Source organism: Streptomyces sp. SudanB182_2057, assembly GCF_964272715.1.
Lineage (GTDB): Bacteria > Actinomycetota > Actinomycetes > Streptomycetales > Streptomycetaceae > Streptomyces > Streptomyces rubradiris.
In genome coordinates this window covers 3,491,059-3,513,375 of the sequence record NZ_OZ186798.1, presented here as the reverse complement: position 1 = coordinate 3,513,375, position 22,317 = coordinate 3,491,059, and the positions used below count along the sequence as shown (strand labels likewise).

At 72.9% G+C, this 22,317-nt stretch carries 17 protein-coding genes; 12 read left to right on the top strand and 5 right to left on the bottom strand.

The window, feature by feature from the left end; all coding sequences use genetic code 11:
* The first annotated feature begins 52 nt into the window (after positions 1-52).
* The 4 genes from ACSURM_RS14975 to groL all read left to right on the top strand — a co-directional run bounded on the left by ACSURM_RS14975 (position 53) and on the right by groL (position 4,075).
* Entirely contained in the window at positions 53-952 is a 900-nt protein-coding gene (locus tag ACSURM_RS14975; protein ID WP_436955476.1) for a polysaccharide deacetylase family protein, read from the top strand.
* On the top strand, positions 949-1,767 hold the full coding sequence (locus tag ACSURM_RS14970; protein ID WP_436955475.1) for a polysaccharide deacetylase family protein: 819 nt from the start codon (positions 949-951) through the stop codon (positions 1,765-1,767). Before ACSURM_RS14975 ends, ACSURM_RS14970 begins: the two co-directional genes overlap by 4 nt.
* 244 nt (positions 1,768-2,011) lie before the next feature.
* Positions 2,012-2,320, top strand: coding sequence for a co-chaperone GroES (groES, locus tag ACSURM_RS14965; RefSeq protein WP_004955293.1), 309 nt, complete (start codon positions 2,012-2,014; stop codon positions 2,318-2,320).
* Positions 2,321-2,437: 117 nt separating this feature from the next.
* Positions 2,438-4,075, top strand: coding sequence for a chaperonin GroEL (groL, locus tag ACSURM_RS14960; protein ID WP_436955473.1), 1,638 nt, complete (start codon positions 2,438-2,440; stop codon positions 4,073-4,075).
* 63 nt (positions 4,076-4,138) lie between these two features.
* Here groL and ACSURM_RS14955 read toward each other — a convergent pair whose 3' ends face one another.
* The 3 genes from ACSURM_RS14955 to ACSURM_RS14945 form a co-directional block, all read right to left on the bottom strand.
* Positions 4,139-4,846 carry an ester cyclase gene (locus ACSURM_RS14955; protein WP_436955472.1) on the bottom strand — a complete coding sequence of 236 codons (708 nt, stop codon included), beginning with the start codon at positions 4,844-4,846 and terminating at the stop codon, positions 4,139-4,141.
* Positions 4,847-4,932: 86 nt separating this feature from the next.
* Positions 4,933-5,706: an SDR family NAD(P)-dependent oxidoreductase gene (locus ACSURM_RS14950; RefSeq protein WP_189994056.1), complete on the bottom strand. Its 774-nt coding sequence runs from the start codon at positions 5,704-5,706 to the stop codon at positions 4,933-4,935.
* 74 nt (positions 5,707-5,780) lie between these two features.
* The gene (locus ACSURM_RS14945) at positions 5,781-6,449 is read right to left on the bottom strand and encodes an MOSC domain-containing protein (protein WP_436955470.1); all 669 of its coding nucleotides are present in this window, start codon (positions 6,447-6,449) and stop codon (positions 5,781-5,783) included.
* A gap of 81 nt (positions 6,450-6,530) precedes the next feature.
* Between ACSURM_RS14945 and ACSURM_RS14940 the strand changes: the two genes are divergently transcribed.
* The gene (locus ACSURM_RS14940) at positions 6,531-7,430 is read left to right on the top strand and encodes a LysR family transcriptional regulator (RefSeq protein WP_359047627.1); all 900 of its coding nucleotides are present in this window, start codon (positions 6,531-6,533) and stop codon (positions 7,428-7,430) included.
* Positions 7,431-7,650: 220 nt separating this feature from the next.
* Here ACSURM_RS14940 and ACSURM_RS14935 read toward each other — a convergent pair whose 3' ends face one another.
* Entirely contained in the window at positions 7,651-7,980 is a 330-nt protein-coding gene (locus tag ACSURM_RS14935) for a WhiB family transcriptional regulator (RefSeq protein ID WP_030794380.1), read from the bottom strand.
* Positions 7,981-8,361: 381 nt separating this feature from the next.
* Between ACSURM_RS14935 and ACSURM_RS14930 the strand changes: the two genes are divergently transcribed.
* The 4 genes from ACSURM_RS14930 (at position 8,362) to ACSURM_RS14915 (ending at position 13,070) form a co-directional block, all read left to right on the top strand.
* Positions 8,362-8,973: a response regulator transcription factor gene (locus ACSURM_RS14930; RefSeq protein WP_003948568.1), complete on the top strand. Its 612-nt coding sequence runs from the start codon at positions 8,362-8,364 to the stop codon at positions 8,971-8,973.
* 575 nt (positions 8,974-9,548) lie between these two features.
* Positions 9,549-10,136: a sigma-70 family RNA polymerase sigma factor gene (locus ACSURM_RS14925; protein ID WP_030601058.1), complete on the top strand. Its 588-nt coding sequence runs from the start codon at positions 9,549-9,551 to the stop codon at positions 10,134-10,136.
* 163 nt (positions 10,137-10,299) lie between these two features.
* A complete protein-coding gene (guaB, locus tag ACSURM_RS14920; RefSeq protein ID WP_436955467.1) occupies positions 10,300-11,808 on the top strand; it encodes an IMP dehydrogenase in 1,509 nt (502 codons plus the stop codon).
* A gap of 137 nt (positions 11,809-11,945) precedes the next feature.
* Complete coding sequence (locus ACSURM_RS14915) at positions 11,946-13,070, top strand: GuaB3 family IMP dehydrogenase-related protein (RefSeq protein ID WP_030601053.1); 1,125 nt, start codon at positions 11,946-11,948, stop codon at positions 13,068-13,070.
* A gap of 653 nt (positions 13,071-13,723) precedes the next feature.
* Here the strand turns inward: ACSURM_RS14915 and ACSURM_RS14910 are convergent.
* Positions 13,724-14,932, bottom strand: a complete 1,209-nt coding sequence (locus ACSURM_RS14910) for a nucleotide sugar dehydrogenase (RefSeq protein ID WP_189750949.1) — start codon at positions 14,930-14,932, stop codon at positions 13,724-13,726.
* 279 nt (positions 14,933-15,211) lie between these two features.
* On the opposite strand from ACSURM_RS14910, the gene ACSURM_RS14905 reads away from it, so the two are divergent.
* The 3 genes from ACSURM_RS14905 (at position 15,212) to ACSURM_RS14895 (ending at position 22,303) form a co-directional block, all read left to right on the top strand.
* Positions 15,212-16,918, top strand: a complete 1,707-nt coding sequence (locus ACSURM_RS14905) for a glycerol-3-phosphate dehydrogenase/oxidase (RefSeq protein WP_436955465.1) — start codon at positions 15,212-15,214, stop codon at positions 16,916-16,918.
* A 303-nt stretch (positions 16,919-17,221) separates the two neighbouring features.
* Positions 17,222-19,306, top strand: coding sequence for a serine/threonine-protein kinase (locus tag ACSURM_RS14900; RefSeq protein WP_436955463.1), 2,085 nt, complete (start codon positions 17,222-17,224; stop codon positions 19,304-19,306).
* Between the two features lie 186 nt (positions 19,307-19,492).
* A complete protein-coding gene (locus tag ACSURM_RS14895) occupies positions 19,493-22,303 on the top strand; it encodes a protein kinase (RefSeq protein ID WP_436955461.1) in 2,811 nt (936 codons plus the stop codon).
* Positions 22,304-22,317 lie beyond the last annotated feature (14 nt).

The following is a 22,317-nucleotide window of genomic DNA, read 5'->3' as shown; positions in this document are numbered from 1 at the left end:
GGCGGCGGTGTCGGCCCGGCGTGCGGGCCGGGGCCTGGGAGGATCCGGCACCATGCGAGCAGTAGTACAAAATGACAAAATTCGGGCGCGGGTCGCGAAGACGGCCGCGGCCACCACCGCCCTCGCACTGGCCGCCCTCCTGACCGGCTGCGCCAAAGACCCCGCCCCGGCCCCGGCCCAGGGCGGCCCCGCCCGCCCCCTGGACCCCCGCGCCCGCCAGGCCGCCGAACACGCCCGGCTGGCCGCCGCCGCCCGGCGCTGGGGCCTGGAGCGGCCCCCGCTCACCCCTCCGGCTCCGCCCGCCGAAAAACCCCGGATCACCCCCCGGGACGGCTTCGAGGTGGACGGCCAGGAGGAGGAGAACCTCCCCCCGGTCTTCACCACCGTCCCCACCCGGCAGAAGGTCGTCTTCCTCACCATCGACGACGGCGCCGAGAAGGACCCGGCCTTCCTGCGCATGATGAGCGAGCTGAAGGTGCCGTACACCGCGTTCCTCAGCAACTACGTCATCGAGGACGACTACGGCTACTTCCGCCGGATGCGGGACCAGGGCGTCACCCTGAACAACCACACCCTGACCCACCCCTACCTGCCCGGCCTGTCCTACGAGGAGCAGCGCGCCGAGATCTGCGGCATGCAGACCGTCATGAAGAAGCAGTTCGGCAAGGCGCCCACCGTCTTCCGGCCGCCGTACGGCAACTACAACGGCGACACCCTGCGCGCCGCCAAGGAGTGCGGCATCAAGTACGCGCCGATCTGGGACGAGGAGGTCTTCGTCGACCACTGGGAGTACCGCGACTGGGACCGCCGGCTGCACCCCGGCGACATCGTCCTCACCCACTTCCGCGGCCGGGACGACTGGGACGGCACGATGGTGGACGACATGCGGAACTTCCTGGACAAGGTCACCCGCGAGGGCTACGCCGTCGCCCGCCTGGAGGACTACCTGTGAGGCGCCTGCGGGGCCCCGCCGCGGTCCTCGCGTCGGCCCTGCTCCTGACGGGCTGCGCCCAGTCCGTCGACCCCATCGAACGCCTCGGCAAGAAGGCCGCCGAAGGGGTGCACCCGCACGTCGCCCCCGGCCGGGAGCACCGGCACCGGGGGCTGGCCCGCCCGCTCGCCCGTCCCCCCGCCCACCCGGCCCGTCCCTTCCCCCGCCCCCCGGCCCGCCCGCTCGCCGGACACCCGGCGGTCACCGCCCCGCCCCCGGTGGTCGACCGCGTCCCCACCCGCGACCCGGTCGTCTTCCTCACCTACGGCGACGGCGCCGAACGCGACCCCCGCTTCGTCGACATGGTCCGCGCACTGCGCCTGCCGGTCACCCTGTTCCTCACCGGCAGCGCCGCCGCCCCCGGCCACCGCCACTTCGCCCGCCTGCGCGCGCTCGGCGCCGGCATCGGGAACCACACCCTCGGCCGCCGGGCCCCGGCCGGGCTGCCGTACGCCGGTCAGCGCGCCGAGATCTGCGGCCAGCAGGACCGCCTCCGCGCCCGCCTGGGCGTCCGCCCCCGCCTGTTCCGCCCGCCCCACGGCTCCTACGACCCGGCCACCCTGCGCGCCGCGGCCGACTGCGGCATCTCCGCGGTCGTCCTGTGGCGCACCGCCCTCACTCCGGCCGGCCTCACCCGCGGCCTCGCCCCCGGCGACATCGTCCTCGTGGACCCCGACGCGTCGGGCGGCGTCCCCCTGCGCGAGCGCACGGCGCGGGTCCTCAGAGCGGCTCAGGAAAGGGGCCTGACGGTGGCCCGCCTGGAGGACTACCTCTAGGAGAACCGGCTCCCCGGGCCCGCCGGTCAACGCGGGGACGGCCGATTCACCGTCGACGCGCCGCACGGGATTGGCACTCCGCTTGACCGAGTGCTAACCACGGTCATAGTCTCAGGTCTGGCACTCCGCAGGTGAGAGTGCCAACAAACGCGACGGGCAGGTCCGGCACCCGCGACGACGGATCGACCTGGTCGCCACCTCAGACAGTTAACCCCGTGAGATCTCCGAAGGGGGAGGTCGGATCGTGACGACCGCCAGCTCCAAGGTTGCCATCAAGCCGCTTGAGGACCGCATCGTGGTCCAGCCGCTGGACGCCGAGCAGACCACGGCCTCTGGCCTGGTCATTCCGGACACCGCGAAGGAGAAGCCCCAGGAGGGCGCCGTCCTCGCCGTGGGCCCGGGCCGGTTCGAGAACGGTGAGCGCCTTCCGCTCGACGTCAAGGTCGGCGACGTCGTCCTGTACAGCAAGTACGGCGGCACCGAGGTGAAGTACAACGGCGACGAGTACCTCGTCCTCTCGGCTCGCGACGTGCTCGCGATCATCGAGAAGTAATCACCTCAAGCAACTCTCCGCTTGAGCTGCGCCCCTGGCCCCCGCGACAGATAAGAAGCCGGGCGCCCGGGGCGCGGCGTTTTTCACCTACAGATTTCCGAGAGGGCTCCCGCTGTCATGGCGAAGATCCTGAAGTTCGACGAGGACGCCCGTCGCGCCCTTGAGCGCGGCGTCAACAAGCTTGCCGACACCGTCAAGGTGACGATCGGCCCCCGCGGCCGCAACGTCGTCATCGACAAGAAGTTCGGCGCCCCCACCATCACCAACGACGGTGTCACGATCGCCCGCGAGGTCGAGATCGAGGACCCGTACGAGAACCTCGGCGCCCAGCTGGTGAAGGAGGTGGCGACCAAGACCAACGACATCGCTGGTGACGGCACCACCACCGCCACCGTGCTCGCCCAGGCGCTGGTCCGCGAGGGCCTGAAGAACGTCGCCGCCGGCGCCTCCCCGGCCGCCCTGAAGAAGGGCATCGACGCCGCCGTCAAGGCCGTCTCCGAGGACCTGCTCGCCACCGCGCGCCCGATCGACGAGAAGTCCGACATCGCCGCCGTGGCCGCGCTGTCCGCCCAGGACCAGCAGGTCGGCGAGCTGATCGCCGAGGCGATGGACAAGGTCGGCAAGGACGGTGTCATCACCGTCGAGGAGTCCAACACCTTCGGCCTGGAGCTGGACTTCACCGAGGGCATGGCCTTCGACAAGGGCTACCTGTCGCCGTACTTCGTGACGGACCAGGAGCGCATGGAGGCCGTCCTGGAGGACCCCTACATCCTCATCAACCAGGGCAAGATCTCCGCCATCACCGAGCTGCTGCCGCTGCTGGAGAAGGTCATCCAGGCCGGCTCCTCCAAGCCGCTGCTGATCATCGCCGAGGACATCGAGGGCGAGGCCCTGTCGACCCTGGTGGTCAACAAGATCCGCGGCACCTTCAACGCCGTCGCGGTGAAGGCCCCCGGCTTCGGCGACCGCCGCAAGGCGATGCTCCAGGACATGGCCGTCCTCACCGGCGCCACCGTCATCTCCGAGGAGGTCGGCCTCAAGCTCGACCAGGTCGGTGTCGACGTGCTCGGCTCCGCCCGCCGCGTCACCGTCACCAAGGACGACACCACGATCGTCGACGGCGCCGGCAAGTCCGAGGACGTGCAGGGCCGCGTCGCCCAGATCAAGGCCGAGATCGAGAACACCGACTCCGACTGGGACCGCGAGAAGCTCCAGGAGCGCCTCGCGAAGCTGGCCGGCGGCGTGTGCGTGATCAAGGTCGGCGCCGCCACCGAGGTGGAGCTGAAGGAGAAGAAGCACCGTCTGGAGGACGCCATCTCCGCGACCCGCGCCGCGGTCGAGGAGGGCATCGTCTCCGGTGGTGGCTCCGCTCTGGTCCACGCCTCCAAGGTCCTCGAGGGCAACCTCGACAAGACCGGCGACGAGGCCACCGGTGTCGCCGTGGTCCGCAACGCCGTGGTCGAGCCGCTGCGCTGGATCGGCGAGAACGCCGGCCAGGAGGGCTACGTCATCGTGTCCAAGGTCAAGGACCTGGACAAGGGCCAGGGCTACAACGCCGCCACCGGCGAGTACGGCGACCTGATCAAGGCCGGCGTCATCGACCCGGTCAAGGTCACCCGCTCCGCCCTGGAGAACGCCGCCTCCATCGCCTCCCTGCTGCTCACGACCGAGACCCTGGTCGTCGAGAAGAAGGAAGAGGAAGACCCGGCCGCCGCGGGCCACAGCCACGGCCACGGCCACGGCCACTCGCACTGAGGCCGACGCCCGTGAGTGAAGGCCCGGTACCCGCCGAGGGTGCCGGGCCTTCGCCCTGTCCGCCTACCGCTCCAGCTCGTCCAGCGCCCCCAGCTGCTGCATCAGCCCCAGCTGGTCGTGCTGCCACCACAGCTCGGTGATCTTCCCGTCGGGACCGAACCGGAACAGCGTCATCCCGGTCATGGCGACCTGCCGTCCGGTGGGCGCGATCCCCAGGAAGTCGCCCCGGTGCGTGCCGCGCCAGGACCAGCGGGCACAGGCCCGGTCGCCCTCGGCGACCACGTCCTCGACCGTGAACGCGAAGTCGAAGGCGCCGCGCCACATCCGGAACTCGGCGCGCGCGTTGTCCAGCCCGATGGTGTCCTGCGGGTTCATCGGATCGCGGCCGTGGACGTCCTCGTCCAGCAGGTCGTTCAGCGGCGGCAGCCCGCCCGCCGCGCCCAGCGCCCGGAAGAACCGGCGCACGGCACGCTCCGCCGGCCGCTCGTCCCGCACGATGTCCAGACCGGTGAACGTGGGCCGCTCCTCGCACAGCGCGGCCAGCTCCCCGAAGAGCCGCTCCGCCTCCGGGAGCCCGGTGTCCCGCCGCGCCTCCTCGTACGAGGGGAACTCCACGACCTCCACCACGTGCGACGCGTCCGCGCGGTCCCGGCCCACCACCGCGTGCGTCGCCGTCCGTCTCCCGTGGGTCCGCCGGAGCCAGTCGTCCATCAGCCGGTTCATCTCGTCCAGCCGGCTCGTCCTGCACTCGATGAGCTGTACGAAGGTCATGGCGCCGCCTCCGGCCCCCCTGGTCCGGTAACCGTCCCGCCCATTTTCCCACCGGGACGGCGGCGCCACCCGCGCTCGTCAGCCCGTCACCGCGGCCCGTACTTGCGCCCCGTACGGGAGCTGATCCCGCCCAGCAGCCCGCGCGGCGTGACCTTCACCAGCCCCATCAGCGCCTTGTACCGGGGATCCGGGATGGACACCGTCCTGCCGCGGGCCAGGTCGGCCAGGGCCGCCGCCACCAGCTTGTCGGCGTCCAGCCACAGCCAGCCGGGGATGTTGTCCGTGCCCATGCCGGCCCGCTGGTGGAACTCGGTGCGCACGAACCCCGGGCACAGCGCCATCAGCCGGACCCCGCTGCCCGCCAGGTCCCGCGCCGCGCCCTGGGTGAACTGCACGACCCACGCCTTCGACGCGCCGTAGGTGCCGCGCGGCACGAAGGCGGCCACCGAGGCGACGTTCACCACCCCGCCCCGGCCGCGCTCGCGCATCGCCCCGGCCGCCGCGGAGGTCAGCCGCAGCACCGCCTCGCAGTGCACCTTCAGCATCCGCAGCTCGTCCGCCATCGAGACGTCCAGATAGCGGCCCTTGTTGCCGAAGCCGGCGTTGTTGATCAGCAGGTCGACCGGGTTCTTCCGGTCGCCGAGCCGGCCGGCCACCGCCTCGATGCCCTCGTCCAGGGAGAGGTCGGCGGGCAGCACCTCCACCTCGACGCCGTGCCGGTCGTGCAGTTCCGTCGCCTGCTCGCGCAGCCGCCCGGTGTCCCGCGCCACCAGCACCAGGTCCTGCCCGTCCGCCGCCAGCCGCCGCGCGAACGCGGCACCGATCCCCGCGGTCGATCCCGTAATCAGAGCCGTTGTCATGGCCCAAGCGTAGTGACCCGGACCGACAGCCTCCGCCGACCGCGCGGGGCCGTCCCGCGCCGGCCGACGGCCGGTCAGTCCCGCTGCCCGGCCACGTACTCGCGGGCCTTCGCCAGCGTCTCCGAGTGCAGCGCCTCACCCGCCGCGAGCAGCCGGGGCAGCAGCTCGCGCTCGGTGGTGACCGCGCGGAACTGCATCGCCGCCGTCACCCCGTGGTCCGGCCGGTGCACGATCTCCACCGCGTCGCCCGAGCGGATCTCCCCCGGCTCGATCACCCGGAGGTAGGCACCCGTCGCGGCCTTCCGGGTGAACCTCTTGACCCAGCCGCGTTCGCCCATGTGGCCCTGGAACGTGGCGCACGGGATGCGGCCCGCGGTCACCTCCAGCACCACCTGCCGGCCGATCCGCCAGCGCTCGCCGATCAGCGCCCCGGAGACGTCCAGACCCTCCGTCGTCAAATTCTCGCCGAAGCAGCCGTTGGCCAGGGCACGGCCGAGCTCCCGCTCCCACGTATCGAGGTCCTCGCGGGCGTACGCGTACACCGCCTGGTCGTCCCCGCCGTGATGGCGTGTGTCGCACACCGCGTCCCCGGCCAGCCCGCTCGCGCCGACCCCCCGCGGCCCGGGTGCCGCCACCCGCACCGGCCCCTCGGCGGGCTGCTTGTCGATGCCGGTCACGCCGTCCGGCTGGCTCGTGTAGGGCACCGGCCGGGGGCGGCCCACATTGACGGAAAGAAGCTTCATCCCAGCACGCTAAGCGATGGACGCCCAAAGCGGCGAGGCATTATCGGGCGCACCGCCCAAAGCCTGCCTTATGCTCGAAAGGTGATCGAGGCTCGTCATCTCCGCGTCCTGCGCGCCGTCGCCACCACCGGTTCCTTCTCGGCGGCCGGGCGCGAACTGGGCTGCACCCAGCCCGCCGTCAGCCAGCAGATGAAGGCCCTGGAGGCATCGGTCGGCACCCCGCTGCTGGTCCGCAACGGACGCGAGATGCGCCTCACCCAGGCCGGCGAGGCCCTCGTCCGGCACGCCTCCGGCATCCTCGCCGGGCTCACCGCGGCCGAGGAGGAGGTCGCCGCCATCGCCGGCCTGCGCGCGGGCCGGGTCCGGCTGGTCTCCTTCCCCAGCGGCAGCTCCACGCTGGTCCCGACGGCCCTGGCCGCCCTGCGCGCCGCCCACCCCGGCACCCGCGTCTCGCTGGAGGAGGCCGAGCCCCCGAAGTCCGTGGCACTGCTGCGGGAAGGCGACTGCGACCTCGCCCTGGCCTTCCGCTACGAGGGCGCCGCGGTCGCCGAGGACTGGGACGACCTCGTCGTGCGCCCCCTGCTGACGGACCGCCTGGTCGCCCTGGTGCCCGAACGGCACCGGCTCGCGCGCGCGGAGGCCGTCGCCATCGGCGAGCTGGCCCAGGAGCCGTGGATCGCGGGCTGCCCGCGCTGCCGCGGCCAGCTGGTCGAGGTGTGCGAGGGAGCCGGGTTCACCCCGCGCATCGACTTCGCCACCGACGACTATCCCGCCGTGGTCGGCCTGGTCGGCGCGGGTCTCGGGGTCGCGGTGCTGCCCCGGCTGGCCGTGGAGTCGGTACGGCCGCGAGGCGTGCGCGCGGTACGGCTGGAACCGGCGGTACGACGCGAGATCGTCGCCCTGACCCTGCCCGACCTGGCCCAGGTGCCGGCCGTGGCGGCGACGCTGGATCAACTGGCCCGGGCGGCCGGGCGGATGTAGCGCGCCGGGCGCACACGGCGGCCGGGCGCGCTCGGGAACACGAGCGGCGTCGGCCCGTCCTCGGCGTAGGCGGCGGCCGGGCGCGCGCGGGAGCGCGGCGCGCCGTCGGCGCGGCCGGGCGCGTGCGGAGGGAAGGCTCGCGTCGGCACGGGCGCGTGACCCTGCGCGGGGGACGGTGGGTAGCGCCCGGGTGGCGGACCCTGCCTAGAGAAACGTTCCTTCAGTGATCCTGAGCGGTGTCCCCGCTGGTGGTGGAGGCCGTCACCAGCCGGTTGCGCGCCCGCCCCATCAACTCCTCGCGCTCGTCCTCGGTCAGGCCGCCCCAGACGCCGTACGGCTCGCGCACCGCCAGCGCGTGCGCCGCGCACTCCGCGCGGACCGGGCATCTCATGCAGACCTCTTTGGCCGAGTTCTCGCGAGCGCTCCGGGCCGCCCCGCGCTCGCCCTCCGGGTGGAAGAAGAGCGAGCTGTCCACACCGCGGCAGGCAGCCAGCAACTGCCAGTCCCACAGGTCCGCGTTCGGCCCGGGAAGGCGGGAGAAATCTGCCATTACGTGACCCCTTGTCGCCGATCTGGGCGGGTACGGTGCCAACGACCGTACATCTCCGGTCTAAGGAGATGAAAATATGACTCATTGCGAATCTAGCCCCGGACACTGCGAAACGGGAAGAAAAGGGGCCAAATGGGTCATAGGTTGTGATGAAAAGTTGAGAGTCCGACGAGCATGTCTGCACCGTGTCCGTCCCCTCACATAGAGTGCCGAATACGGCACGCGGGCCCGTAACTCTTTCGAGTGACCGTCGTTGAGAGTGCGGAGGCGGTTGAAAGAAGAAGCGCTCGGGCAGGCGTCCGAGACGGTCGACCGCACAGGTGACGATTCCGTACCAGCCTGGAGGCTCAAGGTGACGCGCATCAGCTGCGGAGGGCGGTCATGACTTCCGTCCTCGTCTGCGACGACTCCCCGCTTGCCCGAGAAGCGCTCCGCCGCGCGGTCGCGACCGTGCCCGGTGTCGAGCGTGTGACGACGGCGGCCAACGGCGAGGAAGTCCTCCGCCGCTGGGGCGCCGACCGCTCCGACCTCATCCTGATGGACGTGCGCATGCCCGGACTGGGCGGCGTCGAGACCGTGCGCCGGCTGCTCTCCGCCGACCCGGGCGCGCGCATCATCATGCTCACCGTCGCCGAGGACCTGGACGGCGTGGCCCTCGCGGTCGCCGCCGGCGCCCGTGGCTACCTGCACAAGGACGCCTCGCGCGCGGAGCTGCGGGCCACCGTGACCCAGGCGCTCGCCGACCCGACCTGGCGGCTCGCCCCGCGCCGGCTGCGCTCGGCGGAGATGGGCGCGGCGCCCACGCTCACCGCGCGCGAGATCCAGGTATTGGAGGGGATGAGCCACGGCCGCTCCAACGCCGAGATCGGCCGCGAGCTGTTCCTCTCCGAGGACACGGTCAAGACGCACGCCCGCCGCCTGTTCAAGAAGCTGGGGGCCTCCGACCGCGCCCACGCGGTGGCGCTCGGGTTCCGCTGGGGCCTGGTCCGCTGACACGCGCGACGGGTGTCTGGCCCGGTGACATGCCGGGGCAGGCGCTCGGGGTGACGGGCCGGGCCTGACGCTCGGGTGACGGGCCGGGCCGCGCTCGGGGTGATGGGCCGGGGCCCGGTCACCTCGGCCGAGGTGCCGGCCCGGGCTGCCCGCTGCCTGCCGTCGCTGCTGCTGCCGCGGCTGTCGCCGTCGGCGGTGGCCGTGCCCGAGCCCTCGTCGGCGTACGTCCCCGCCGTACGCGTCGCCGCCGTACGCGCCGTCGTCCACCCCGGCGTGCGGGGCCCGAGGGTGGTGCTCCGGCGCAGGTGGGCGCCCCCGGCGCGGGGCGCGCGGTCGATCGGCGTACGCTCTGCCGGGCCCCCGGAAGGGCGTGCGCGAGGCGGCCCGCCGGACGCGCGACGCTCGTTTCGGCGCGGATGCCGCATCCTTGAGATGTGGAGTCTCTCGGGGACGAGTCGGTCGAGCGGAAGGGGAGGGCGCGGGGAATGAGTGCCGGCGCACCTGCTCATAACGCTTCGGTGCACAACCACGAGCACGATGCGACGGACCGCGCGGCCACAGGGCACCATGGACCGATGCGCGACGACGAGGCGGGCACGGCCCCTGGGGCGATCGGTGCGCTCGTGCATCGTGCCGTCGACGGGGACGAGCAGGCCACGCACGACCTGCTGGCCCGGGTGCACCCGCTGGCGCTGCGCTACTGCCGCACGCGGCTGTCACGGCTCCCCGGTGACGCCCGCCACTTCGTGGAGGACCTCGCCCAGGAGGTCTGCGTCGCGGTCCTGCTCGCGCTGCCGCGCTACCGGGACACCGGCCGGCCCTTCGAGGCGTTCGTCTTCGCCATCGCCTCCCACAAGGTCGCCGACCTCCAGCGCGCCGCCATGCGCCACCCGGGGTCGACGGCGGTGCCGTCCGACGAGATGCCCGAGCGGCCCGACGACTCCCTCGGCCCGGAGGAGCGCGCCCTGCTCAGCAGCGACGCCGAGTGGGCCAAGAAACTGCTGGCCAACCTCCCGGAGAACCAGCGGGAACTGCTGCTGCTGCGCATCGCCGTGGGCTTGACCGCGGAGGAGACCGGGCAGATGTTGGGAATGTCACCCGGCGCGGTCCGCGTGGCCCAGCACCGGGCGCTGAGCCGCCTCAGGGCGCTCGCCGAGCAGTAATACCCCTGGACGGAGCGGCCGTAGCCCCGTCCCCCTACACGCATAGCGATGACTTCGTACGAAGATACGAAGCCTGAAGCAAGCCGTTACCGTGGAATTTGCTAGCGATGCTTCCCGTTAGCATGGACATCCGCACCGATCAAGGCCATTTGGGGAAGGTGTCATGACTGCCAACGTCGACGGAGTGCCCGGTAAATTCGCGACACTCGGGCTGACCTACGACGACGTGCTGTTGCTGCCGGGCCCGTCGGACATGGCGCCCGACGAGATCGACACCACCTCGTACGTCTCCCGCAACGTGCGGGTCAACATCCCGCTGCTGTCCGCCGCCATGGACAAGGTGACCGAGTCCCGCATGGCGATCGCGATGGCCCGCCAGGGCGGTGTCGGTGTCCTGCACCGCAACCTCTCCATCGAGGACCAGGCCAACCAGGTCGACCTGGTGAAGCGCTCCGAGTCCGGCATGGTGACCGACCCGATCACCATCCACCCGGAGGCCACGCTCGCCGAGGCCGACGCGCTGTGCGCCAAGTTCCGCATCAGCGGCGTCCCGGTGACCGACGGCGACAAGCGGCTCCTCGGCATCGTCACCAACCGTGACATGGCCTTCGAGAGCGACCGCAGCCGCCGCGTGCACGAGGTCATGACCCCGATGCCGCTGGTCACCGGCACGGTCGGCATCTCCGGCCCGGAGGCCATGGAGCTGCTGCGCAAGCACAAGATCGAGAAGCTGCCGCTGGTCGACGACGACGGCATCCTCAAGGGTCTGATCACGGTCAAGGACTTCGTCAAGGCGGAGCAGTACCCGAACGCGGCCAAGGACGCCGAGGGCCGTCTGCTGGTCGGCGCGGCGGTCGGTGTGGCCGGTGACGCCTTCGAGCGCGCCCAGGCCCTGATCGAGGCCGGTGTCGACTTCATCGTCGTGGACACCGCGCACGGCCACTCCCGGCTGGTCGGCGACATGATCGCCAAGATCAAGTCGAACTCCTCCGGCGTCGACGTCATCGGCGGCAACGTCGCCACCCGCGACGGCGCCCAGGCCCTGGTCGACGCGGGCGCCGACGGCATCAAGGTCGGCGTCGGCCCCGGCTCCATCTGCACCACCCGCGTCGTCGCCGGCGTCGGCGTGCCGCAGGTCACCGCGATCTACGAGGCCGCGCTCGCCGCCAAGGACGCCGGTGTCCCGGTGATCGGCGACGGCGGTCTGCAGTACTCCGGCGACATCGCCAAGGCCCTGGTCGCGGGCGCCGACACGGTGATGCTCGGCTCGCTGCTCGCGGGCTGCGAGGAGTCCCCGGGCGAGCTGCTGTTCATCAACGGCAAGCAGTTCAAGTCGTACCGCGGCATGGGCTCCCTCGGCGCCATGCAGACCCGTGGCGACCGCCGGTCCTTCTCCAAGGACCGCTACTTCCAGGAGGGTGTCGCCTCCGACGAGCAGCTGATCCCCGAGGGCATCGAGGGCCAGGTGCCCTACCGGGGCCCGCTGTCCTCCGTCGTCCACCAGCTGGTCGGCGGCCTGCGCCAGTCGATGTTCTACGTCGGCGGCAGGACCGTGCCCGAGCTCCAGGCCAACGGCCGGTTCGTGCGGATCACCTCGGCGGGCCTGAAGGAGAGCCACCCGCACGACATCCAGATGACGGTCGAGGCACCGAACTACAGCGGCAAGAAGTGACGCGCGCGCACGCGTGAGGCTCTTCGAGGGCGGCTCCGGAGGAACCCGGGGCCGCCCTCGCCGCATGGGTGGGGGCCGCCGTCACAGCCGTCGGCGATACTGGAAGACGCTGAAACGCATCAGGGAAAGGCCAAGACGTGACTGAGATCGAGATCGGGCGCGGCAAGCGCGGCCGCCGGGCGTACGCCTTCGACGACATCGCCGTCGTCCCCAGCCGCCGTACGCGGGACCCGAAGGAGGTCTCGATCGCCTGGCAGATCGACGCCTACCGCTTCGAGCTGCCGTTCCTGGCCGCCCCCATGGACTCCGTGGTCTCCCCGGCCACCGCGATCCGCATCGGTGAGCTGGGCGGCCTCGGCGTGCTGAACCTCGAGGGCCTGTGGACCCGGTACGAGGACCCGCAGCCGCTGCTGGACGAGATCGCCGAGCTGCCCGCCGAGCAGGCGACCCGCCGCCTCCAGGAGATCTACGCGGCGCCGATCAAGGAGGAGCTGATCGGCGCCCGCATCAAGGAGGTGCGCGACGCCGGTGTGGTCACCGCCGCCGCGCTCTCCCCGCAGCGCACCGCCCAGTTCTCCAAGGCGGTGGTGGACGCGGGCGTGGACATCTTCGTCATCCGGGGCACCACCGTGTCGGCGGAGCACGTGTCGTCCTCGCACGAGCCGCTGAACCTCAAGCAGTTCATCTACGAGCTGGACGTGCCGGTGATCGTCGGCGGCTGCGCCACGTACACCGCCGCGCTGCACCTGATGCGCACCGGTGCGGCCGGTGTGCTGGTCGGCTTCGGCGGCGGCGCCGCGCACACCACGCGCAACGTCCTCGGCATCCAGGTCCCGATGGCGACGGCCGTCGCCGACGTGGCCGCGGCCCGCCGGGACTACATGGACGAGTCCGGCGGCCGGTACGTGCACGTGATCGCGGACGGCGGTGTCGGCTGGTCCGGCGACCTGCCCAAGGCGATCGCCTGCGGCGCCGACGCCGTCATGATGGGCTCCCCGCTGGCCCGCGCCACGGACGCGCCCGGCAAGGGTCACCACTGGGGCATGGAGGCGGTCAACGAGGAGCTGCCCCGCGGCAAGAAGGTGGGCCTCGGCACGGTCGGCACGATCGAGGAGATCCTCACCGGTCCGTCCCACACCCCGGACGGCTCAATGAACTTCTTCGGCGCCCTGCGCCGCGCCATGGCCACCACCGGCTACAGCGAGCTGAAGGAGTTCCAGCGGGTCGAGGTGACGGTGGCGGACAGCCAGCACCGGCGGTAGTCGCCGGACGGTCCCCGCGACGCCCAGAGGGCCGGTCGTTCCTGGTGAACGGCCGGCCCTTTCGCATGCCCCGATCGCTCTGCGCGGGGGCGCACTGCGTGAAAGGGGGCGCACGGTTGTGTTCGGGGCGAATGTGGGCCGAACGGGCGTAGCGGGCCGGTAATGTCCGTGACCGGCGACCCGAGCTCTCTGGGCCGCCCCCTTCCAAGGATCTGGACCGGGCTCCCGCCCTCGGGGCCCGGCCCGAATTCCAACGCACCGCCCACCGGGCCAATGGGCGGCTCGTGGAAGGGGGCGCCCATGGGACGCCACCGCAAGCCCAACCGATGGGACCGCACTCGCCTTTGGCTGGTGAAGTTCCGGAGGAGGTGGATCTTGCGGATCTTCGGATGGTGAGCGGCCACCCCTAAGAGACATAGGGGTGGACATTCCGTGATCCATCCAGGAGCCTGCCGCAGTGGCCGCTGCGGTGGGCTCCGCCCTTTTCGGATGGTGAGCGGCCACCCCTACGAAGCTTAGGGGTGGACACTCCGTGATCCATCCAGGAGCCTGCCGCAGTACCCCCTGCGGTGGGCTCCGTCTGCCCCCAAGGTACCGGCGGGGAATTTCCGACGCCACCAGTCCCCGGCCCCCACACCCCCGCGCGCCCCCTTTCACAACCGGTGCGCCGCCCCCGTGGGTGTGGCGCCCCGGGTGTCGAGCAGCAGCTGAGCCTTCACCGACAGGCCCTGCAAGTCGTACGTGCGGTGGTGCTGGAGCAGGATCGTGAGGTCGGCGTCGGCGGCGGCCTCGTAGAGGGAGTCGGCGCGCGGGACCGGGCGGTCCAGGACGTTCCAGGCGGGCACGTACGGGTCGTGGTAGCTCACGGACGCGCCGAACTCCATCAGCCGGACGGCGATCTCCCGCGCGGGCGTGCCCTGGAGATCGGCGAGGTCGGGCTTGTAGGTGACGCCGAGCAGCAGCACCCGGGCTCCGCGCGCGGACTTGCCGTGCTCGTTCAGGAGCGTGGCGGCGCGCTGGACGACGTACCGGGGCATCCGGCTGTTGACCTGCTGGGCCAGCTCGACCATGCGCAGGGTGCGGGTCGCGTGCCCGGTCAGGTCCTGTGCGGCGCCGTGCCCGCCGACGCCCGGGCCCGGCCGGAACGCCTGGAAGCCGAAGGGCTTGGTCTCCGCGCACCGGATGACGTCCCACAGGTCCACGCCCAGCTCGTGGCAGAGCACGGCCATCTCGTTGACCAGCGCGATGTTCACGTGCCGGTAGTTGGTCTCCAGCAACTGCACGGTCTCCGCCTCGCGCAGCCCGCGGGCACGGACCACCTTGTCGGTGAGCCGGCCGTAGAACGCGGCGGCGGACTCGGTGCAGGCGGGAGTGAGGCCGCCGATGACCCTCGGGGTGCAGGCGGGCGTGTGGGCGCGGCTGCCGGGGTCGACGCGGCTGGGGGAGTAGGCGAGGTGGAAGTCGCGGCCGGCCCGCAGGCCCGAGCCGTCCTCCAGCAGCGGGCGCAGGAACTCCTCCGTGGTCCCGGGCAGTACGGGGGACTCCAGGATGACCGTGGTGTGCGGGCGCAGGTGCGCGGCCAGGGTGCGGGCGGCGGCCTCGACCTGGCCGAGGTCGAGGCCGCCGTCGGCGCCGCGCGGGGTGGGCGCGCAGATCACCGCGGTGCGCACCCGGCCGAGCTGGGCCGGGTCGGTGGCGAGCCGGAAGCCGGCGGAGTGCATCCGGCGCAGCTCGGCGGCGCTGAGCGGGCCCGCCTCGGGGCCGGTGGAGTAGCCGGCGGTGCGGACGCCGGCGGCGACGGCGGCCTGGGCGAGCGGCAGTCCGTAGGGGCCGAGTCCGATGACGGCGAGGTCTGCGGGCATGCGTGGGCCGTCCTTCCCAGTAGCCGAAGCGGGACAGGTGCGCAACCGCTGTGGACAGCGAGAGCGCGCGCACTGACAGACTAGGTACACATATGACCGTTATGTGTGATTGTGTTTGTGTGTCTTCCGATGGTTGTGCGCGAGTTATCCACAGGTGGGAAGTCCGTGGTGGCTGAAGTGGCGCATCGCGGTCATCATTTGGGCATGAGGAGGGCATGACGGGGCTACGCCCACCGGGTGCGGCCGACGCGAGCGAGTCAGCGACAGCGGGAGGCAGCGGTGAGGACAGCGACACTGGGGCCGGCGCAGCGCGCCGAGGCACTGGCGGCGATGGCGGAACGCGAGCTGGACGTGCTGGTGGTCGGCGCCGGTGTGGTCGGCGCCGGCACCGCGCTGGACGCGGTCACCCGCGGTCTGTCGACGGGCCTGGTCGAGGCCCGGGACTGGGCGTCCGGCACCTCCAGCCGGTCCAGCAAGCTAATCCACGGCGGCCTGCGCTATCTGGAGATGCTCGACTTCGCCCTGGTCCGCGAGGCCCTCAAGGAGCGCGGCCTGCTGCTCGAACGCCTCGCCCCGCACCTGGTCAAACCGGTGCCGTTCCTCTACCCGCTCCAGCACAAGGGCTGGGAGCGGCTGTACGCGGGCTCGGGCGTCGCGCTGTACGACGCGATGTCGATGGCCCGCGGCCACGGCCGAGGGCTGCCCATGCACCGCCACCTGACCCGCCGTCACGCCCTGCGCGTGGCCCCCTGCCTGAAGAAGGAAGCGCTCGTCGGCGCCCTGCAGTACTACGACGCCCAGATGGACGACGCCCGCTTCGTCGCCACCCTGGTGCGCACGGCGGCGTCGTACGGCGCGAAAGTGGCCAACCGCGCGCGCGTGACCGGGTTCCTGCGCGAGGGCGAGCGGGTCGTGGGCGCCCGGGTGCGGGACGTGGAGGGCGGCGGGGAGTACGAGATCCGCGCCCAGCAGGTCGTCAACGCCACCGGTGTGTGGACCGACGACACCCAGGCCATGGTGGGCGAGCGCGGGCAGTTCCACGTCCGCGCCTCCAAGGGCATCCACCTGGTCGTGCCCAAGGACCGCATCCACTCCACCACCGGACTGATCCTGCGCACGGAGAAGTCCGTCCTGTTCGTCATCCCCTGGGGCCGGCACTGGATCATCGGCACCACCGACACCGACTGGGACCTGGACAAGGCCCACCCCGCCGCGTCCAGCGCCGACATCGACTACCTGCTGGAACACGTCAACTCGGTACTGGCCGTCCCGCTCGCCCGCGACGACGTGCAGGGGGTGTACGCCGGGCTGCGCCCGCTGCTGGCCGGCGAGTCCGACGCCACCAGCAAGCTGTCCCGTGAGCACACGGTCGCCCATCCGGCACCGGGACTGGTGGTCGTGGCGGGCGGCAAGTACACGACCTACCGGGTGATGGCCAAGGACGCCGTCGACGAGGCGGTGCACGGCCTGGACATGCGCGTCGCCGACTGCGTGACCGAGGAGACCCCGCTGCTCGGCGCGGAGGGCTACCAGGCGCTGTGGAACGCGCGGGCGCGGATCGCCGCCCGCACCGGACTGCACGTGGTCCGCGTGGAGCACCTGCTGAACCGCTACGGCTCGCTGGCCGAGGAACTCCTGGAACTCATCGCCGCCGACCCCGCGCTCGGCGAACCGCTGCAGGCCGCCGACGACTATCTGCGCGCCGAGGTGGTCTACGCAGCCTCGCACGAGGGCGCCCGGCACCTGGACGACGTCCTCACCCGCCGCACCCGCATCTCCATCGAGACCTTCGACCGGGGCACCCGCAGCGCCCGGGAGGCGGCCGAGTTGATGGCGCCGGTCCTCGGCTGGGACGCGGACCGGATAGCGCGCGAGGTCGAGCACTACGAGAAGCGGGTGGAGGCCGAGCGCGAGTCCCAGCTCCAGCCGGACGACCAGACGGCGGACGCGGCCCGGCTGGGGGCACCGGACATCGTGCCGCTGTAGGTCCGGCGGGTGCCGGGGCGGAACCGTGCCTGGGCGCCGGGTCCGAGGGCGGCGGCGAGCCGAGTCTGTGCGGCTGTGCCCCTGGTCGCGGCCCGGACCCCGGTATGGACAGGACTGTCCGAAGCGTCGGCGGACCGGTTCCTCCGCTCTTACGGACCCTCGTCCCGATAAGCGGAACGCCCGCTTCAAGAGGGCTTCCGCAGTGGGGAGGGCGGGGCCCGGCCAGGGGCACCCTGGGCGCCGGGCACTTGCCGGGTGAGAGACAATGGAGGCTCTGTCAGGGCGGGTTGTATGAGGGGACGCATGTCGGAGGCGGAGCGGGCGGGTACATCTCGTCAGGAGACTCGTCAGGACAAGAGCGAGCGGCGTCTCCTCGCCGGGCGGTACCGGCTGGGGGACGTGCTGGGCCGGGGCGGCATGGGCACGGTCTGGCGCGCCGAGGACGAGACCCTCGGCCGGACGGTCGCCGTCAAGGAGCTGCGGTTCCCGTCGAACATCGACGAGGAGGAGAAGCGGCGCCTGATCACGCGCACCCTGCGCGAGGCCAAGGCGATCGCCCGGATCCGCAACAACAGCGCGGTGACGGTCTTCGACGTGGTCGACGAGGACGACCGGCCCTGGATCGTCATGGAGTTGGTCGAGGGCAAGTCCCTGGCCGAGGTCATCCGCGAGGACGGGGTGCTGAAGCCGAGGCGCGCCGCCGAGGTGGGGCTCGCCATCCTGGACGTGCTGCGCTCCGCGCACCGCGAGGGCATCCTGCACCGTGACGTGAAGCCGTCCAACGTGCTCATCGCCGAGGACGGCCGGGTCGTGCTCACCGACTTCGGCATCGCGCAGGTCGAGGGCGATCCGTCCATCACCTCCACCGGCATGCTCGTCGGCGCCCCCTCCTACATCTCCCCGGAGCGCGCCCGCGGCCACAAGCCGGGACCGGCGGCCGACCTGTGGTCGCTCGGCGGCCTGCTGTACGCGGCGGTCGAGGGCACGCCGCCCTACGACAAGGGCTCGGCGATCGCCACGCTCACCGCGGTGATGACCGAGTCGCTGGAGGAGCCCAAGAACGCGGGCCCGCTGCGGGACGTCATCTACGGCCTGCTGACCAAGGACCCGGCCAAGCGGCTCGACGACGCCGGGGCCCGGGCCATGCTCAACGCGGTGATCCACGCGCCCGAGCCGGAGCCGATGGACGCCACCCGGGTGGTTCCGCTGCCGGTCCAGCCCGGCGGGCCGGACGGCAAGCGGGGCGAGGAGGCCGGGGAGAAGCTGCGCGGCGCGCTGCGTTCGGTGCGCAAGGCGGCGGGGGCGGCGACCGGCGCGGCCACCGCGCGGACCAGGAGCGGGAGCGCGTCCTCCACGCCGCCCGCTCCCGGCGCGCCACAGACTCACGGAGCGCTGCCGGGCACCGGCGGAGCGCCCGGGGCCGGGGGGGCCGGCGGGGCGCGGCCCGGTGCCGGTGGTTCCCTCGGCGGGGCGCGGCCGGGTTCCCCCGGTGGGGTGCGGACGGGTGCCATAGGGGCGCCCGGGGGCGCCGCCGGGCCGAACTCCAGCGCGAACAAGCCGGCTTCCGGCTGGCCCGTGGTGCCGCCGCCGGACCTGGACCTGCCGCCGCGGCCGGTGCCGAAGGCTCCGCTGACCGATGTGGTGCCCAAGCGCACGCTGGTGGTCATCGTCGCCGTGGTCCTCCTCGCGGTGCTCGGGACCGTGCTGGCCTTCGCCCTGAGCAATAGCGGCGACGACGGCAAGAGCAGCGGGGCCAAGCCCGCCGCCGGTGCCGGCGCGTCCGCCGAGCGGGACAAGGACGCCACCGAGGACCCGGGCGGCGGGCCGCGGACGGACGGCGCCTCCTCGGCGTCCACCGCCACCGGTGCCGCCACGGACAGCGGCGCGAGCCCGTCCGCCGGCTCCCCGGACGGCTCCGGCTCCGCCGCTTCCAAGGACGAGGACGGCGGGAGCGCGCCGGTCGAGAACACCCGCAAGGGCGACCAGGGTTACTCGATCGGGCTGCCCAAGGGGTGGAAGTACCAGACCACCGGCCGGTCCGGGGACCGCTACACCGGCCCCCGGGGGCAGAAGCTGCTCGTCGCCTGGACCGGTACGCCCAAGGACGACCCGGTGGCCGACTGGCGGAACCAGGAGCGGTACATGGTGCGCCCCGGCTACCACAAGGTCCGCATAGAGAAGGTGGATTACCGCGGCTGGAACACGGCCGACTGGGAGTTCACCTACACCGACGACGGCACCGGGTTCCGCACGATCGACCGGGGTTTCGTGGTGAACGACCACCTCGGCTACGCGCTGATGTACACCGCGCGGGACGCCGACTGGCACGGTGACCTGCGCAAGGACACCTGGAAGACGCTGACGAAGTCCTTCCGGCCCAAGTCGTAGACGGCGCATTCCGGTTCGGTGCCGGGGAACACTCCGGTTCGGTGCCCGAGAATCCGTCATCCGCACCGTACGGGTTGCCTCTGGCACGTATCGTGAAGGGTCGCGGACCGTACGCGGCCGCGGGCGTGTGCGAAACGGGTCGTGAGACGAACGGACATGACCAGCCGGGCGGCCGAGGGAGGCACAGTGGACGACTACGCGGGTCGGGTGCTCGCCGACCGCTACCGCCTGCCGTTGCCGCCCGCCGACGCCTACGAGTTCACCGAGAGCCGCGCCTTCGACACCTACAGCGGTCAGGAAGTCCTCGTCCGGCAGGTGCCGTTGCCGGAGGTCGTCGAGGCCGAGGTGCTCGACGCCGAGGGGCTGCCCGAGGGGTTCACCGCACGTGAGCGCCCGTCCCGCCGGTCGGCCGAGGCCAGGGGCGCCACCCGGCGGCCCGCCGACCCGGCGGTGCGGCGCGCCGTCGAGGCCGCGCAGGCGGCGGCCCGCGTCCCCGATCACCCGCGCCTGGACCAGGTCTTCGACGTGTTCGCCGAGGGTGGCTCGCTGTGGATCGTCAGCGAACTGGTGGCCGCGCGTCCGCTGGCCGCCCTGCTCACCGAGCGGCCGCTGACGCCGTACCGGGCGGCCGAGGTCGCCTCCGACGTGCTCATGGCCCTCCGGGTGCTGCACGCCCACGGCTGGGTGCACCGCAACATCACCGTCCGCACGGTCCTGGTCTGTGACGACGGCCGGGTGGTGCTGACCGGTCTCGCGGCGGGTGCGGCGGAGGAGGCGCTCTGCGGGTACGACCCGGTGCCGGCCACCGAGGACCCGGCGGGAGACGGGGGCTCGGGGGAGGCCCTCGGTACCGGCCCGGCCGGGCACACGGGCTGGGCGGAGCCGGAGGCGGACGCGGGCGGTTCCGGGGGCCTCGCCGGTTCCGGTGGTCCCGGTGACTCCGGTGGTGTGGCGGACGTCGATCCCGAGGTCGCGCGGCGGGCCGCCATCCAGGCGCGGGCCGCCGGAGCGCTGCCGGCGCCCGGTGGGGACGGGCTCCCCGGCGCGGCGGGGCAGCCGGCCCTGGAGACCGGTTCCGACGTCCGAGCCGCGCGGGCCGGGGCCATCGCCGCCTACCGCGCGGGCGCCCGGGCCGCCGCCCGGGTGCACGAGGCGGAGCACAGCGGGCGCCCCGCCCTGCCCGGCGCCCGCCCGCCGGCCGACGCGGCCGCCGGTACCCGCCGGACCGACGACCAGGCGGAGCCGTCGTACCCCTCGGACCCGGGCGGCGCGGTCCCGCCCGGCCGCATAGCCGACCCGTACGGTGTGCGCGGCGCCCCCTGGCACGGCGCCGCGCCGCGCCCCGGGGCCGACGGCACCTCCCAGGGCCTGGAGGGCGGTACGCCTCAGGACGCCGGTACCCCCCACGCCCTGGACGGCGGCACCCGGCGGCTGGGCCTGTCCCCGGCCCAGCCGCAGCCCGGCCGTGTCCCGCCCCAGGCACGCGACAGCCGGCGCCTGCCTGCCGAGGGCCCCGGCGGACTGCCGGTTTCCGGCTCCGCCCGTACGGCGTCGGCTCCCGCCCACCCCGGAGCACTGCCGGCACCCGGCTCCGGTCGCTCCTTCGACCCGTACGGCCCCTCGGAGTCCGGGCCCGTTCCCGGTCACCCCTCCGAGCCCGACGGTCCCTCGGAGTCCGGCCTCGCTCCCGTCCGCCGGTACGGAGCTGACGCCCCCGCACATTCGGCTCCCGTCGCCGGCTGGGACACCCCCGGGGCCGTGCGCCGAGGTCCCGGCAGTGCGCTCGCCGCCGAGCGGGCGCGGCAGGTGCGGATGGCCGTGGTGGGGCCGGTGACCGAGCGGTGGGCGCCGGAGCAGGCCGGGCCCGTGCACGAGAACTGGCAGCTGGCCGCGCCCATCGGCCCCGCCACCGACCTGTGGGCCCTCGGCGCGCTGCTGTTCCGCGCCGTACAGGGACACGCGCCGTACCCGGAGGAGTCCACGGCCGAGCTGGTGCAACTGGTGTGCGCCGAGCCGCCCGCCTTCGCCGAGGAGTGCGGACCGCTGCGCCCGGTCGTGGAGTCGCTGCTGCGCCAGGACCCCACCGAGCGGCCGGACGTGGAGGAGCTGAGCGGCTGGCTGCGCTCCCTGGTGCGGTCCGCGCCGGAGCCGGAGGCCGGTACCCGGGTCGTCCCCGTGCCGCCCGCCGACCCGAGCCGGCTGCCGATCGTGCGGCGCCGGGGCGAGCTGGTGCGCCGCCGCCGCGCGGGCGCGGTCGTGGCGGGCCCGCACGGCCGGCACAAGAGAGCCCCCGAGGGCGCCCGTTCGCCGCGCAGCCTCGGCCGGACCCTGCTCCTGCTGATACTGCTCCTGCTGGCGGGCGGGATCGCCTACGCGATGCTCTTCATGCCCAAGCAGGAGACCGGCGGCGACCGTACCGGCGACACCGGGCGGACCGGCCCGCTGCCCGCGCGCACTTGGGAGCCCTCCGCCGGGCGGAGCACCCCGGACGAGGGCACCTCCGCCCCCGCGACCGAGACCCAGACCGGCGGCGACCCCTCCGTGCCCGACGGGTTCACCCTGAGCAAGGACCCCGACGGCTTCCGGGTCGCCGTCGCCGAGGGCTGGGACCGCAGCCCCAGGAACGGCAGCGGCCAGGTGGTCTACGCCCACGGGGACTTCGAGCTGATCGTCGTACCGGGCCGGGACGGCGCGTCCGCCTACGGCAGCGACCCGATGGCCTACCAGCGGGACAAGGAGCGGGAACTCCAGCCGTACCGCGACTCCAGCTGGTCCACGGCGAGCGGTCTGCGGACCATTGAGGTGGGCGGACGCACCATGGCCGAGGGGCAGTTCACCTGGACCGACGGGCAGGGGCGGGACCGGTTCGTGCGGAACATGGCGCTGCTGCTGAACGGCCGCTACCACATCGTGCAGGTGCGCGGCCCGGAAGCCGAGCGGGACCAGGTGACCCGGCTGTACGAGCAGGCCGTGGCGACGTATCGCTACATGGGCTGAGGCGCGCGCACGCA